Origin of the sequence: Flavobacterium sp. (assembly GCF_046073885.1) — a bacterium.
GTDB lineage: Bacteria > Bacteroidota > Bacteroidia > Flavobacteriales > Flavobacteriaceae > Flavobacterium.
The window spans coordinates 23,331-37,517 of the sequence record NZ_JBJTND010000048.1 but is presented as its reverse complement, the minus strand read 5'-3'; the positions used below and the strand labels follow the sequence as shown (position 1 = coordinate 37,517).

Here is a 14,187-nt window from a genome sequence, read left to right as displayed (position 1 = left end):
TAAATGCACTTTTTATATTTTTGCACCACTATGGCAAAACAAGAAGATATATTTAAGAATGTAGTTTCGCATGCAAAAGAATACGGATATATTTTTCCGTCAAGCGAAATTTACGATGGTTTAAGTGCAGTTTACGATTATGCACAAAATGGGGTTGAGTTAAAGAAAAACATCCGCGAATATTGGTGGAAAGCAATGGTGCAAATGCACGAAAATATTGTAGGATTGGACGCTGCAATATTAATGCATCCTACCACCTGGAAGGCTTCGGGCCACGTAGATGCTTTTAATGACCCGTTAATTGACAATAAAGATTCTAAAAAAAGATACCGTGCCGATGTTTTAATTGAGGATTATGCTGAAAAATTAAACCTGAAAGCCAAAAAAGAAATTGAAAAAGCTAAAGTGCGTTTTGGCGATGCTTTTAACGAACAAGAATTCATCACGACCAATCAGCGAGTGGTAGAATATCTTGCTAAAGAAAGAGAAATTCTAGAAAGAATGGGGCGTTCGTTAGGAAATGGTGATTTGGAAGATGTAAAAGCATTAATTGAAGAATTAGAAATTGCCGATCCCGATACAGGTTCAAGAAACTGGACCGAAGTGCGTCAGTTTAATCTGATGTTTGGGACCAAGCTTGGTGCTTCTGCCGACACCGCAATGGATTTATACCTTCGCCCAGAAACAGCACAAGGGATTTTTGTGAATTTCTTGAACGTACAAAAATCGGGACGTATGAAAATTCCATTCGGAATTGCACAAACCGGAAAGGCCTTCAGAAACGAAATCGTAGCCCGTCAATTTATTTTCCGTATGCGTGAATTTGAGCAAATGGAAATGCAATTCTTTGTAAAGCCAGGCGAAGAAATGAAATGGTACGACTACTGGAAAGAAACCCGATTGAAATGGCATTTATCTCTTGGCCTAGGTAAAGAAAATTACCGTTTTCACGATCATGAAAAATTAGCGCATTATGCTAATGCTGCTGCCGATATTGAGTTCAACTTCCCATTTGGATTTAAAGAATTGGAAGGAATTCACTCAAGAACTGATTTCGATTTAAAAGCACACGAACAATTTTCAGGAAGAAAATTACAATATTTTGACACCGAATTGAATCAAAACTATGTGCCGTATGTAGTAGAAACTTCGGTAGGATTAGATAGAATGTTTTTAGCGGTATTTGCTACTTCTTTAAAAGAAGAAACGCTTGAAGACGGATCGTTACGAACCGTATTGAGTTTGCCAGCAGTATTAGCGCCAACCAAAGCGGCGATTTTACCATTGGTTAAAAAAGATGGTTTGCCGGAAATTGCACAGCAAATAATAGCCGATTTAAAATGGGATTTCAATGTTGCTTATGATGAGAAAGATGCAGTAGGAAGAAGATACAGAAGACAAGATGCTCTTGGAACTCCGTTTTGTATTACCGTAGATCACCAAACGATTGAAGACCAAACGGTAACGATTCGTCACAGAGATACAATGAAACAAGATCGCGTAAAAATATCCGATTTGAGAAGCATTATAGAAAACGAAGTTTCTATGAAAAATTGGTTGAAAAAAATGATTTAATTAAATTAATTATATCCAACAAAAAATCCACTATTTCTAGTGGATTTTTTTTATTCGCTTAATGCATCCCAGCCTCTGGCTTTTAAAGGGATTTTAGTATTGGCACGAGTAATTAAGTGAATCCCCTCGCTTTCTTGAGTCATATGCCCGATTACCGTGAAATTAGGATTCGCTTTTATTTTATCATAATCCTCCATTTTAATGGTGAAAAGTAATTCATAATCCTCGCCTCCGTTAATAGCAACAGTGGTAGAATCGATATTAAATTCTTCACACACATTAATAAACTGCGGATCGACCGGAATTTTCTCTTCATATAAATTACAACCCACACCGCTTTGTTTGCAAAGGTGAATGATCTCAGACGAAAGTCCATCCGAAATATCAATCATGGAAGTAGGTTTTAACTCTAATTTTTCTAATAAAACCTTTATATCGTGTCGTGCTTCGGGCTTTAATTGACGCTCAATTAAATAAGTGTAAGCATCTAAATCAGGTTGGTTGTTAGGATTTACCTGAAACACTTGCTTTTCTCTTTCTAAAACTTGCAATCCCATATAAGCCGAACCAATATCACCCGTTACAACAAGTAAATCGGTAGCTTTAGCTCCGTTTCTATATACAATAGCCTCTTCATTGGCTTCGCCAATAGCCGTGATGGAAATAATCAATCCTTTTTGAGAAGAAGTCGTGTCGCCACCAATAACTTCTACATTATAAAATTTAGCCGCATGCGCAATTCCTTCAAATAGCTCTTCTAACGCTTCCAAAGGAAACCGATTTGAAACAGCAACCGAAACGGTTATTTGCGTCGCTTTGGCATTCATAGCGCATATATCCGATACATTTACCACCACTGCTTTGTAGCCTAAATGCTTTAATGGCATGTAGGATAAATCAAAATGCACCCCTTCAATAAGCAAATCGGTGGAAACCACCATTTTCTTATCCTTGAAATCTAAAACGGCAGCATCATCGCCAATTCCTTTTAGGGTGGAAGGCTGCTGAACGGTAAAATATTTGGTTAAATGATCAATCAAACCAAATTCTCCCAGTTGGGATAGGGAAGTACGTTGCGGATTTTTTTCTTCTATCATGTTGCAAAGGTACAAAGGAATTTCGTTTGCCACAAAACACACTTTTCTTAGAATTTAATCCAACAAAAAACCCAACAACTTTCGTTATTGGGCTATTATAATAATCTAATATCTAATTGGTCTAAAATTCTAAAAGGTCTAAAAATCTAGTCATTCAACTTCAACACCGCCATAAATGCTTCTTGTGGAATTTCTACATTTCCAACTTGACGCATTCTCTTTTTCCCTTTTTTCTGTTTTTCCAAAAGTTTTCTTTTACGCGAAATATCCCCGCCATAACATTTAGCGGTAACGTCTTTACGAAGCGCTTTTATGGTTTCACGCGCAATAATTTTAGCTCCAATTGCAGCCTGAATCGGAATGTCAAATTGCTGTCTCGGAATTAACTCGCGTAATTTTTCGGTCATTTTTTTACCAATATTGTACGCATTGTCTTCGTGAATCAATGCCGAAAGTGCATCAACGGTTTGTCCGTTTAAAAGCACATCCAGCTTCACTAGTTTAGAAGTACGCATCCCAATTGGTGAATAGTCAAACGAAGCATTTCCTTTGGAAACCGTTTTCAATCGGTCGTAAAAATCAAATACAATTTCGGCCAAAGGCATATCAAAATTCAACTCCACTCTTTCGGTAGTTAAATACGTTTGGTTGGTAATTAGTCCGCGTTTTTCAATACACAAACTCATTACATTCCCGACAAAATCAGCCTTGGTAATGATGGTTGCTTTAATATAAGGTTCTTCCACACGGTCCAATCGTGATGGCTCTGGCAAGTCGGAAGGGTTGTTTATAATAAACGAAGTATCGGGATCTTTTTTGGTGTAAGCCAAATACGAAACGTTGGGAACCGTAGTAATCACGGTCATGTCAAATTCACGCTCCAAACGCTCCTGAATGATCTCCATATGCAACATTCCTAAGAATCCGCAACGGAAACCAAATCCTAATGCTGCTGAACTCTCTGCCGTAAATACTAAAGAAGCATCATTTAATTGCAATTTCTCCATTGAGGAACGCAAGTCTTCAAAATCTTCAGTATCTACAGGATAAATTCCGGCAAATACCATTGGTTTTACATCCTCAAATCCCGTAATCATATTCGTGGTTGGGGTTTTCGCATCGGTAATTGTGTCACCCACTTTTACCTCTTTTGCTTCTTTAATCCCCGAAATTAAATACCCCACATCACCAGTAGAAATACAATCTTTAGGCACTTGGTTCAACTTAAGAGTTCCCACTTCATCGGCAAAATATTCATTGCCTGTTGCCATGAATTTAATTTTTTGCCCTTTACGGATTTCGCCATTTTTAACCCTAAAAATTACTTCAATTCCACGAAACGGATTGTAATGCGAATCAAAAATCAAAGCCTGTAATGGTTCATTTTTATTACCACTTGGCGGCGGAATTTTTTCAATAATAGCAGCCAATATATTTTCAACGCCAAATCCGGTTTTACCCGATGCGTGAATAATTTCTTCTAGTTTGCAACCCAATAAATCAATAATATCGTCACTTACTTCCTCCGGATTGGCACTTGGTAAATCCACTTTATTCAACACAGGAATAATTTCCAAGTCGTTTTCTAAAGCCAAATACAAGTTAGAAATTGTTTGCGCCTGAATACTTTGCGCTGCATCCACAATAAGCAATGCGCCTTCGCAAGCCGCAATAGATCGGGAAACTTCATAAGAAAAATCCACGTGCCCCGGAGTGTCAATAAGGTTTAAGATATAATCTTCACCCTTGTATTTGTACTCCATTTGAATGGCGTGACTCTTAATGGTTATCCCACGCTCGCGCTCCAAGTCCATGTTATCCAGCAACTGCGCCTTTTCTTCACGGGCCGTAACCGTTTGGGTTGCCCCAAGAAGTCGGTCGGCAAGCGTACTTTTTCCGTGATCAATGTGTGCAATAATGCAAAAATTTCTTATGTTTTTCATTCTTTTTACTATCAATTTATGTCATGCTGAGCATTGTCGAAACAGGGCGTTCCGGCAAAATGCCGTCGGGCTTTACGCTGTATCTTTTGTTCCGCTATCGCTGCACAAAAGGATGCCGCTGCAATCCCTAACGCAAACCCAATTATTCTGGATTTAATCTGCAAATATAAAGCAAAGATTTGATTTATAAGTCTCAAACTTCAAACCTTAAACTTGAAACACACAAAATTTTGTACTTTTGCCAAAAATTTACAACAATGCCCAAAATAGGCGACATTATTTTACCCGATTTCCCTTTGCTACTTGCCCCAATGGAGGATGTGAGCGATCCGCCCTTTCGCAGATTGTGTAAATTGCACGGTGCCGATTTAATGTACTCCGAATTTATTTCGAGCGAAGGCTTAATTCGTGATGCCGTAAAAAGCAAACAAAAATTAGACATTTTCGATTACGAGCGCCCAGTTGGAATTCAAATATTTGGTGGTGATGAAGAAGCGATGGAACTATCGGCCCGAATTGTTGATGCCGTTCAGCCTGACTTGGTAGACATTAATTTTGGGTGCCCTGTAAAAAAAGTAGTATGTAAAGGAGCTGGCGCCGGTGTTTTAAAAGATGTTGATTTGATGGTGCGTTTAACCAAATCGGTAATTAAAGGAACCAATCTTCCGGTAACGGTGAAAACCCGTTTGGGTTGGGATGAAAATTCCATTAATATTGATGAGGTTGCCGAACGTTTGCAAGATATTGGCGTGCAAGCACTAACCGTTCACGCAAGAACGCGCGCCCAAATGTACAAAGGCCACTCCGATTGGAGCCACATCCAACGCATTAAAAACAACCCCAGAATTACCATGCCAATTTTTGGAAATGGAGATATCGATTCACCCGAAAAAGCGTTAGAATACAAAAACAAATACGGCCTAGACGGCATGATGATTGGTCGTGCAGCTATTGGTTATCCTTGGATTTTTAACGAGATCAAACACTATTTTGCTACTGGAGAACATTTGGCAAAACCAACAATTATAGACCGTGTGGAGGCAGCGAGAAATCACCTTACTTGGTCTATGGATTGGAAAGGAGAACGCCTCGGAATTGTAGAAATGCGCCGCCATTATACCAACTACTTTAAAGGAATTCCCAACTTTAAAGATTACCGATTGAAACTGGTTACCCTAGAAAAACCAGAAGAATTGTTTCAAGCACTAAATGAAATTCAGGAGATCTATTTGGATTTGCCTATCTATTAAACCAATATACTTTTAGTAGGTGCCTAATTGTCACATTGAGCCTGTCGAAATGGATAATTTTAATGAAGCTCAATGTGACAATTAAGTTTAATGTAACTCAATTCTTAACCTTGTTTACTAATTATAGTGAACTGTTGTGTCAGTCTGAGCTTGTCGAAGACTAATCCAATAATTTTTTAGTCACTCGACTGCTTGCAATTAAACTTGCAATAAATCCTAGAGAAACGATAGTGGCAAATACTATGGCTATATTTTGAAAGCTAAATTCCACAGGATAAGCTAATGAAGGAGTAATCATAATCAGCTGAAATTGTTGCTGAATTAGGACAATAATAATTCCTAAAATCAATCCGATTAATCCGCCAAAAACACTTAGTAAAGTTCCTTGCAAAAGGAAAATTTTGCGTAAATCTTTGACTTCTACACCTAGATTAAATAGCGTTTTTAGATTGGATTTTTTATCTAAAACCATCATAATTAAGGCGCCAATTAAATTGAAAAGGGCGATAATAATCACCAAAGTGAAAATAAGATACACCGCAATATTTTCGGTGTTGAGCATTTTGTAAAGCGTCGCGTTGAGTTGGGCGCGTGTTTTTACCGCTACTTTATTGTTGCAAATTTTAGTTACAGCTTCAATAACTTCGGCTTCATTTGCATTGGGTTTGGTTCTTATTTCAATTCCCGAAATTTGTCCGGGTTTGTAAAGCAACAATTCTTGTGCTAAACCCAAATCAGAGAAGACATATTTGGAATCGAGTTCTTCGCTAATGGCATAAATTCCTACGGGAACTAAGTCTAATTTGCTAAAAGAATCTTCCGGATTTAAAGAGGAAAAATTACCATTTCCAGGTTTGGGAGCTAGCACTTCCAAAACATTATTCACATCAAATAGGCCAAGAGAAAGTTTTTCAGAAATGCCATAACCAATTACTACTTGGTAGGTATTTGGTCGCAACCATTGTCCTTCAAATAATTTTTTAGAGGCTTTATTGACCTTAACAAAATTGGAGTCGATTCCTTTAATGTAAGCCACTTGTTGTTTACCATCAAAAGAGAACAACACGCGTTCTTCTATTATCTTGCTGTAGGAGGCAATGCCAGAGCATTGTTGTAATTTTTGTTCTTGCTGAGGAGTTAGGAAGAATGACTTTCCACTTAGTGGATTTACTTTTAAATCGGGGTCAAAATCATTAGAAAACGACAAACTAAACACACGCAATCCGCTAAATACTGAAAGCACTACAAATAGTGCCATGGCGCCTACAATAATTCCTCCAGAAGCAATTCGGGTAATAATGTTGATTGCATTATTTTTGCTTTTGCTAAAAAGGTACCGTTTGGCTATGTATAGCGGGAAATTCACTTACGCTTTTTTTCGTTTTTCTAGAAGTTCTCTATTGAGAATTGGGTTTTCTTTTCCGGCAAGGGCGTTGTCAATTTTCTCAATATAATCAAGAGAGTCGTCAATATAAAAAGATAGATTAGGCACTTTTCGAAGCTGTAATTTAACGCGTTGCGATAAATCGTGTTTGATTAAAGGCATGTTTGATTTTACCGCTTCCAATATTTCTTGGGCTCTATCTTGAGGGAACACACTCAGGTATACTCGGGCAACTCCAAGATCGGAGGTTACCGATACTTTAGAAACCGAAATCACTAAATTGGTAATTCCGTTTTTTCTTATTTCCCCTTGAAGAATGTCTACTAAATCATTTTGTAAAACACTCCCTATTTTTTTCTGTCTGTTTGTTTCCATTTGGCAAAAATACGATTTTTTTAAAGTCGCAAAGTTGTTAAGTGCCAAAGTTTCTTATTGTTTTGATTTTTTAACGAATTCCCTTTGCTATTCTTAATCGGTTTTGTAATTTTTAATACCTTAGCACCTAAGAATCATAGAACTTTGTACCTTAATAGATGAGAAAAATAGAACATATAGGCATCGCAGTAAAAAGTTTGGAAACTTCTAATTTGTTATTCGAAAAATTATTTGGGGCGCCGGCTTACAAGCAAGAAGAAGTAGCAAGCGAAGGAGTGAAAACCTCCTTTTTTATGAATGGCCCAAACAAAATAGAATTACTAGAAGCCACCAACCCGGATAGCCCTATTGCCAAATTTTTAGAAAAAAAAGGTGAGGGAATTCACCACATTGCCTTTGATGTACAAGACATCCATAGTGAAATGAAACGTTTGCAAGAAGAAGGATTTGTATTACTTAACGAAGTGCCCAAGAAAGGCGCCGACAACAAGTTGGTTGTTTTTTTACATCCAAAAGCCACCAATGGCGTTTTGATTGAGTTGTGCCAGGAAATAGAATAAAAACTGATTTTATTACAACTACTGCCAAAAAACAAAAAACACTTGCAATAAATTAAAAATAGTGGTAATATTGCAACCTCTTAACCGGTCCTATAGCTCAGTTGGTTAGAGCACCTGACTCATAATCAGGTGGTCCCTGGTTCGAGCCCAGGTGGGACCACAAGTAAAAAAAAGCCTTACAATTGTAAGGCTTTTTTTATGTAAATGAAATTATTACTTCCAACCTCCACCTAGGTTTCGGTACATTTGAATGGAAGCATTTAATTGTTCTTTCTTTGTATCTACAAGTTCTAATTTGTTTTCTAAGGCATCTCTTTGCGTCATTAACACTTCAAAATAATCAATACGAGCAGATTTAAATAAATCGTTGGAAGCTTCAATTGATTTATTTAAAGCAGTAACCTGTTTTGACTTTAAAGTGAAACTTTTTTCGATGTTATTTATTTTAGATAATTGATTCGAAACCTCTAAATAGGCATTTAAAATGGTTCGTTCGTAATTGTATAATGCTTGCAATTGACGTGCGTTAGCATTTTTAAACTCCGCTTTTATTGCATTTCTATTAATTAAAGGTGCTGCCAAATCTCCTGCAAGGGAATAAAGTAAAGATTCGGGAAGTGTAAATAAATAAGACGGTTTAAAGGCCTGAATTCCGTAGGAAGCTGAAATGTCTAAAGAAGGATAAAACTCTGCACGAGCTACTTTTACATCCAATTTTGCTGCAGCTAGCTCCAGTTCTGCTTGTTTCACATCGGGACGATTTGCTAATAATTGAGATGGAATTCCGGCGTTAACAAGAGTAGCCGGTAGTCCAAGAAAATCAGAGGTAGATCTTTTTATTTCTTGAGGATAACGACCTAATAAGAAATTGATTCGGTTTTCTGTTTCTTTAATTTTTTGTAAAATTTCATATTCCATACTTTGCGAGGCAAGTACTTCGGCTTGGAATTTTTGAACACCAAGTTCTGTTGCTCGAGCCGCTTCTTTTTGAACTTTTACAATGTCTAAAGCATTATTTTGTAAAACAATTGTTTGTCTTATTATTTGCAATTGATTGTCTAAAGCTAATAACTCATAATAGGAGTTGGCTACTTCTGCAATTAAATTTGTAATCACAAAATTTTTACCTTCAATTGTAGATAAATACCTGCTGATAGCTGCTTTTTTTGAGTTTCGAAGTTTTTTCCAAATATCTACTTCCCAATGTGCATAGGCAGCTAAAGTATAATCTTGTAATGGATCTGGAAATTCTAATCCGGGCATAATTTCGGTTGAAGCATCACCGGCACCTTGGCTGGTATATCGACCCACTTTTTCAACTCCAGCTCCAGCTTTAACACCTACAGTTGGGAGTAATGCGCCTTTTCGAACTCGAATATCATTCTTTGCAATTTCTATTTCTTGTAACGTAATAAGCAACTCTTGGTTGTTTTTGATGGCAACATCAATCAAATTCACCAATTCGGGATCTATAAAAAAGGTCTTCCAAGTAATTGTTGCAGAATTTGCAGTGTCTTTGCTAGAAGCGTAAGATTCTGGAACGCTCGCTCCGCTTTTTGTTGGTGCAATTGCAGGCGTTTTACAGCTTATTACCGCTAGGCATAAACCTAGCGGAATAAGGAATTTATATAATTTATTTTTTTTAAACATTGTCATTAATATCTTCTGTTAATGGATTTTCATTTTCATTTTTTACTAGCATAGTTCTTTCAGAAATTCTACCAAAAATATAGTACAATCCCGGAATAATAATAACCCCAAAAATGGTACCAAATAGCATTCCTCCAGCTGCAGCAGTCCCTATGGTTCTATTCCCAATTTTTCCTGGCCCTGTAGCAATTACTAACGGAATTAAACCTGCAATAAAAGCAAAAGAAGTCATTAAAATGGGTCTGAAACGAACTTTAGACCCTTCCATTGCAGCTTCTAATACCGTTGCCCCTGCACGGTGTTTTTGAATTGCAAACTCAACAATCAATACAGCATTTTTACCTAATAGTCCAATTAACATTACCATGGCTATTTGAGCATAAATATTATTTTCTAAGCCCAATAGACTTAACAATAAAAAGGCACCAAAAATACCTGCTGGCAATGAAAGTATTACCGAAAACGGTAAAATAAAACTTTCATATTGTGCGGCTAATATTAAGTAGACAAATCCTAAACAAATAAGGAAAATAAAAATGGCATTGTTACCTTGAGAAACCTCGTCTTTGGAGATACCTGCCCAGTCAATTCCGTATCCTCTTGGCAGCTTTTTAGCAGCTACTTCTTGAATTGCTTTAATAGCAGAACCACTACTATATCCAGGTGCCGAGGTTCCGCTGACTTCAGAGGTATTGTACATGTTATGTCTTGTAATTTCAGAAAGGCCATATACTTTTTCCATATGCATAAATGCAGAAAATGGGACCATTTCATCACGATCATTTTTCACATATAGTTTTAAAATATCTTCTGGCAAGGCTCTATATTGTGGTGAAGCCTGAACAATAACTTTATATTGGCGGTCGTATTTAATAAAACTGATTTCATAATTACTTCCAACTAATGTAGAAAGTGTGTTCATAGCATTATCAATTGATACGCCTTTTTGTTGCGCAATATCATTGTCTATCTTTAGCATGTATTGCGGAAAACTAGCACTGTAAAAACTAAATACAGAGGCCAATTCAGGACGCTTATTTAGTTCTTTTACGAAATCATTACTAATAGTTTCCATTTTTTTATAATCTCCAGATCCACCTTTATCTAATAGACGAAGTTCGAATCCTCCTGCTGCACCATAACCAGGAACTGCTGGCGGCTGAAAGAACTCAATGTTAGCTCCTGCAATATCTTTTGATTTTTCTTCTAATTCAGTAATAATTTCTTGAACCGAATGAGTTCGGTCTTCCCAGCTTTTTAAATTAATTAAACAAGTTCCAGTATTTGCTCCTGTTCCTTCGGTTAAGATTTCATATCCAGCCAATGAAGAAACAGATTGAACGCCTTCTACTTTTTCGGCAATTTTTTGTAATCTTTCAGCTATTTCATTAGTTCTTTCTAAGGAAGATCCCGGAGGACTTTGAATAATGGCGTAGAACATTCCTTGGTCTTCGTTTGGAATAAATCCTGAAGGAACAAAACTACTTATTCCCCAAGTTCCTATACAAAATGCTATCAAAATACCAAAAGTTATTATTCTTCTATTAATAATAGCGCCTAATATTCTTTGATATCTACCTGTAAGTCGGTGGAAAGCATTATTAAAACCATCCAAAAATTTATCTACAGGAGTTTTCTTTTTGGCTTGACCATGATTATTTTTTAGGATCATAGCACAAAGCGCAGGGGTAAGGGTAAGTGCCACAACCCCCGATAGGATAATTGCTGTTGCCATAGTGATGGAAAACTGACGGTAGAAAATTCCTACAGGACCAGGCATAAAAGCAACAGGAATGAAAACGGCGGCCATTAAAAAGGTAATGGCAATAATTGCACCGGCAATCTCCTTCATTGCTTTTTTTGTAGCTTTTAATGGAGAAAGGTGTTCTTCTTCCATCTTGGCATGGACGGCTTCAATTACAACAATGGCATCATCTACCACAACTCCAATTGCCAAAACAAGCGCAAAAAGTGTAATAAGATTTATTGAAATTCCAAAGAATTGCATGAACATAAAGGTTCCAATAAGCGAAACGGGCACTGCCATTGCAGGAATTAAGGTAGAACGCCAATCACCTAGGAATAAGAAAACCACCAAGCCAACTAAAATAAATGCCTCTAGTAATGTGTGAAGTACTTTGTCAATTGAGGCATCTAAAAATTTAGAAACATCATAACTAATTTCATAATCCATTCCTTTTGGAAATGAAGTAGCTTTAATTTCTGCTAATTTGGCTTTTACATCTTTAATTACTTGGCTTGCATTACTTCCGTAGGATTGTTTTAACACAATTGCCGCAGATGGGCGACCATTTAAATTTGAATAAATGTCATACATAGAACTTCCAAGTTCTACACTTGCAATATCTTTTAAACGCAGTTGTTCGCCATTGGAAGATGATTTTATTATGACGTTTTCATATTGCTCTTTTGTGCTGTATCTACCCGGATATTTTAATACATATTCAAATGCTTGCGATCTTTTTCCAGAGGCCTCCCCAGTTTTCCCTGGAGAAGCTTCAATACTTTGTTGACTTAGAGCTTCCATTACCTCGTCGGCAGAGATCTTATAAGCTAACATTCGATCTGGCTTCAACCAAATACGCATTGCATACTCTCTTGTTCCAAGGATATCTGCAACCCCAACTCCATCAACTCTTTTTAGTTCGGCCAATAAATTAATGTCGGCAAAATTGTACAAGAATTTTTGATCGGTATTTGGATCTTTACTGTAAAGATTAATATACATAAGCATATTAGGTTCTTCACGAGTAATTTTGAGTCCTTCACGAACTACAATAGGAGGTAATTTATTAATAACCGATGCTACACGATTTTGAACATTTATGGAAGCTTGGTTTGGGTCGGTGCCCAAATTAAAAATTACTTGAATACTGGCCTCTCCATCATTTCCTGCATCAGAAACCAAATATTTCATGCCAGGAACTCCATTAATAGCTCTCTCTAAAGGGATTAATACTGCCTTAGTCATTAACTCACCATTTGCACCTGGGTAATCTGCAATCAGATTTACTTTTGGTGGAGAAATGGATGGGAATTGTGTGATTGGCAATTGGGTCATAGCCAAAACACCTAGCAGAGCGATTATTAACGATATTACTATCGATAATACAGGTCTTTCTATAAATTTATTAAACATTGTTTTTAAGTGTTATTTTTTTGACTATTCTGCTTTTACTCTTAAATGGCTAAGAACCTCTTCTGGTTTTTGATATTCAAATTTAATCTTGTCTTCCTCTTTCACTTTTTGAACACCTTCCAAAATGATTTTATCTGTTGCAGATAAACCACTTTTCACAACATATAAATCGGGAACTTCACCAGTAATTGTAATCTCTCTAGAACGAACCACATTGTTATTATCTACAACAAAAACATATTTTTTATCTTGTATTTCGTAGGTAGCTTTTTGCGGAATAATTAATGCATTTGTAACAGGAACAACCATTAATATCTTTCCAGTTTGTCCATTGCGTAATAGTTTGTCATTATTTGGGAAACTAGCTCTAAAAGCGATATTTCCTGTTTCGTTATCAAATTCACTTTCAATAACTTCTACTTTACCTTTATATTTTAGTAGTTCATTGTTTGCTAAAAGTAAACTAACGTTGCTATTCCCTCTTCCTTTAATATTATTTTGATAATCTAAATATTCTGGTTCCGATACATTAAAATACGCATACATTTTACTGTTGTCTGAAAGGGTAGTTAAAAGTTCTCCTTCATCAATAAGACTTCCTAATTTTTTTGGGATTCTGTCTATTGTACCTGAAAAAGGAGCTCTAATATCGGTAAAGGATAAATGTAATTTAGCTAAAGAAACTTGTGCTTGTGCTTGTGCTAATTTAGCTTGAGCCAAAGCTTGTTCACTTTTAGAAACAATATTTTTATCGGCAAGCATTTTGGCATTTTGCAATTCAATTTGTGCAGCCTGAACTTCGGATTGTGCTTTTAATAATTCGGCTTCATAAATTTTCGGCATTATTTTAAATAAGATTTGTCCAGCAGAAACATACTGTCCTTCATCTACATATATTTTTTCTAAAAATCCTTTTTCTTGTGCACGCAATTCAATGTCTCTAACCGAACGAATTTGTGATACATATTCTTTGGTAAAGCTGGTATCCATAACAACCGGATTGGTTACTACAAATTTCTCTTCCTCAACTTTTTCTTCTTTTTTCGAATTGCAACTGGCAAGGCCTAATACGGCAATTAAGCCTAATAAAACTAATTTTTTATTCATGGGTTGATTAAATTATAAATCTGAATTATTTTAATATTCTATATAAAATATTGAATTATCAATATTTAAATACTTGTTTGAGATAA

The 14,187-nt window shown here is 36.4% G+C and carries 10 protein-coding genes and 1 tRNA gene; 4 read left to right on the top strand and 7 right to left on the bottom strand.

Going from position 1 to position 14,187, the window contains the following annotated elements; genetic code table 11:
• The first annotated feature begins 30 nt into the window (after positions 1 to 30).
• Positions 31 to 1,575 (top strand): glycine--tRNA ligase, encoded by a 1,545-nt coding sequence (locus ACKOWY_RS06445; RefSeq protein WP_408940617.1) that lies wholly within the window; start codon positions 31 to 33, stop codon positions 1,573 to 1,575.
• A gap of 50 nt (positions 1,576 to 1,625) precedes the next feature.
• Here the strand turns inward: ACKOWY_RS06445 and thiL are convergent, their stop codons facing one another.
• Both thiL and lepA read right to left on the bottom strand, forming a co-directional pair.
• Positions 1,626 to 2,672 carry a thiamine-phosphate kinase gene (gene thiL / locus ACKOWY_RS06440; protein WP_408940616.1) on the bottom strand — a complete coding sequence of 349 codons (1,047 nt, stop codon included), beginning with the start codon at positions 2,670 to 2,672 and terminating at the stop codon, positions 1,626 to 1,628.
• Positions 2,673 to 2,818: 146 nt separating this feature from the next.
• A complete protein-coding gene (lepA, locus tag ACKOWY_RS06435; protein WP_408940615.1) occupies positions 2,819 to 4,615 on the bottom strand; it encodes a translation elongation factor 4 in 1,797 nt (598 codons plus the stop codon).
• 257 nt (positions 4,616 to 4,872) lie between these two features.
• Here lepA and dusB point away from each other — a divergent pair, with 257 nt between their 5' ends.
• Positions 4,873 to 5,865, top strand: a complete 993-nt coding sequence (dusB, locus tag ACKOWY_RS06430) for a tRNA dihydrouridine synthase DusB (RefSeq protein ID WP_408940614.1) — start codon at positions 4,873 to 4,875, stop codon at positions 5,863 to 5,865.
• A 160-nt stretch (positions 5,866 to 6,025) separates the two neighbouring features.
• On the opposite strand, the gene ACKOWY_RS06425 is transcribed toward dusB, so the two are convergent.
• Complete coding sequence (locus tag ACKOWY_RS06425) at positions 6,026 to 7,231, bottom strand: ABC transporter permease (protein ID WP_408940613.1); 1,206 nt, start codon at positions 7,229 to 7,231, stop codon at positions 6,026 to 6,028.
• Entirely contained in the window at positions 7,232 to 7,624 is a 393-nt protein-coding gene (gene rbfA, locus ACKOWY_RS06420; RefSeq protein ID WP_408940612.1) for a 30S ribosome-binding factor RbfA, read from the bottom strand. It abuts the gene before it with no gap.
• Positions 7,625 to 7,782: 158 nt separating this feature from the next.
• Between rbfA and mce the strand changes: the two genes are divergently transcribed.
• Entirely contained in the window at positions 7,783 to 8,184 is a 402-nt protein-coding gene (gene mce, locus ACKOWY_RS06415; protein WP_408940611.1) for a methylmalonyl-CoA epimerase, read from the top strand.
• Positions 8,185 to 8,270: 86 nt separating this feature from the next.
• Positions 8,271 to 8,344, top strand: a tRNA-Ile gene (locus tag ACKOWY_RS06410).
• 53 nt (positions 8,345 to 8,397) lie between these two features.
• Here the strand turns inward: ACKOWY_RS06410 and ACKOWY_RS06405 are convergent.
• The 3 genes from ACKOWY_RS06405 to ACKOWY_RS06395 are packed head-to-tail and all read right to left on the bottom strand — an operon-like array spanning position 8,398 to position 14,101.
• A complete protein-coding gene (locus ACKOWY_RS06405) occupies positions 8,398 to 9,834 on the bottom strand; it encodes a TolC family protein (RefSeq protein ID WP_408940721.1) in 1,437 nt (478 codons plus the stop codon).
• Positions 9,827 to 12,994 (bottom strand): efflux RND transporter permease subunit, encoded by a 3,168-nt coding sequence (locus ACKOWY_RS06400; RefSeq protein WP_408940610.1) that lies wholly within the window; start codon positions 12,992 to 12,994, stop codon positions 9,827 to 9,829. Before ACKOWY_RS06400 ends, ACKOWY_RS06405 begins: the two co-directional genes overlap by 8 nt.
• Positions 12,995 to 13,018: 24 nt before the next feature.
• Entirely contained in the window at positions 13,019 to 14,101 is a 1,083-nt protein-coding gene (locus tag ACKOWY_RS06395) for an efflux RND transporter periplasmic adaptor subunit (RefSeq protein WP_408940609.1), read from the bottom strand.
• Between the last annotated feature and the right edge of the window lie 86 nt (positions 14,102 to 14,187).

What these genes read in the sequence shown, in the direction of transcription:
- ACKOWY_RS06445 (WP_408940617.1), top strand. Translation starts at nt 31, where the DNA reads ATGGCAAAACAAGAAGATATATTTAAGAATGTAGTTTCGCATGCAAAA.
- thiL (WP_408940616.1), bottom strand. Translation starts at nt 2,672, where the DNA reads ATGATAGAAGAAAAAAATCCGCAACGTACTTCCCTATCCCAACTGGGA.
- lepA (WP_408940615.1), bottom strand. Translation starts at nt 4,615, where the DNA reads ATGAAAAACATAAGAAATTTTTGCATTATTGCACACATTGATCACGGA.
- dusB (WP_408940614.1), top strand. Translation starts at nt 4,873, where the DNA reads ATGCCCAAAATAGGCGACATTATTTTACCCGATTTCCCTTTGCTACTT.
- rbfA (WP_408940612.1), bottom strand. Translation starts at nt 7,624, where the DNA reads ATGGAAACAAACAGACAGAAAAAAATAGGGAGTGTTTTACAAAATGAT.
- mce (WP_408940611.1), top strand. Translation starts at nt 7,783, where the DNA reads ATGAGAAAAATAGAACATATAGGCATCGCAGTAAAAAGTTTGGAAACT.
- ACKOWY_RS06405 (WP_408940721.1), bottom strand. Translation starts at nt 9,834, where the DNA reads ATGTTTAAAAAAAATAAATTATATAAATTCCTTATTCCGCTAGGTTTA.
- ACKOWY_RS06400 (WP_408940610.1), bottom strand. Translation starts at nt 12,994, where the DNA reads ATGTTTAATAAATTTATAGAAAGACCTGTATTATCGATAGTAATATCG.
- ACKOWY_RS06395 (WP_408940609.1), bottom strand. Translation starts at nt 14,101, where the DNA reads ATGAATAAAAAATTAGTTTTATTAGGCTTAATTGCCGTATTAGGCCTT.